This is a genomic window from Acidimicrobiia bacterium (assembly GCA_029210695.1).
In the GTDB taxonomy this organism is placed as follows: domain Bacteria; phylum Actinomycetota; class Acidimicrobiia; order Spongiisociales; family JAHEDJ01; genus JAHEDJ01.
The window spans coordinates 1-836 of sequence record JARGFH010000154.1; the positions used below are offsets into that span (position 1 = coordinate 1).

The 836-nt window shown below is 62.2% G+C and carries 1 protein-coding gene; it reads left to right on the plus strand.

Annotated elements, in window-relative coordinates:
- Positions 1–73: 73 nt before the first annotated feature.
- The gene (locus P1T08_18855; protein MDF1598133.1) at positions 74–778 is read left to right on the plus strand and encodes a hypothetical protein; all 705 of its coding nucleotides are present in this window, start codon (positions 74–76) and stop codon (positions 776–778) included.
- The last annotated feature ends 58 nt before the right edge of the window (positions 779–836 follow it).

Consider the following 836-nt stretch of genomic DNA (forward strand, 5'->3'; position numbering starts at 1 on the left):
CTCAGGGTCAGGCCCACAGCCTCCCATCGTTGGGTTAGGAATCGGCGCATCTCTATCACGAAGTCAGACGCAGGTGACGGAATCGACCACCACGGTGGAGTTTTCCGCCGGCACCGACTCCTTTCCCGACCGGACTGAAGATCCGCTCGAACAGCGGCTAGCACTGGCGCCCACCGTGGCATCCCCAAGCGACTCTGATTCGGGGCAGCAACAGCAAACGGTGACCGGCGCCGCGACCGAACGGACGAGCGACACCCCGCTCGTTTCGCCAAGCAAGCGCATAGTCATCCGCTCTGCTCCCACGACGACCACCACAACTCCTACCACTACGCCTGTCGACCGGACCGACTTCTGGCGCTCGATCGTCGACAGCATCGGATCGACGGCACCAACCACCACCACCACAACCACGCCAACCGACGACCCACCAACCACCACCGGTGTGAGCATCGTCAAGACCGAGTCCGGGGGCGCACCCGAGTCGGTGTTTCACTTCGAGGTTCGTGTTGGCGCAACTCCCGACTCACCCGGCGCGGCAATCGCGGCCGGCTCTACAGATGAGACGGGTGCGGTGGAGTTGACCTGTGTCGAAGGCGTAGCCGGCGGTGCATGCCTCGAACTGACCACAACGGGCGCATCCCAAGCGCGGTTCCCACCCGGCACGTATCAACTTTGTGAGACGGGCATACCTCCGGGCTGGGATAACGACCTCGACGGTTTCACCCCGGGTGAAGACGACGGCAGTACTGAATGCATCGACATTGACCACGCTCATTGAAACTCCCCAGACCTGCTCACTGAAATTCCCCACCTCCTGAGAGGGAATACCCACTGTT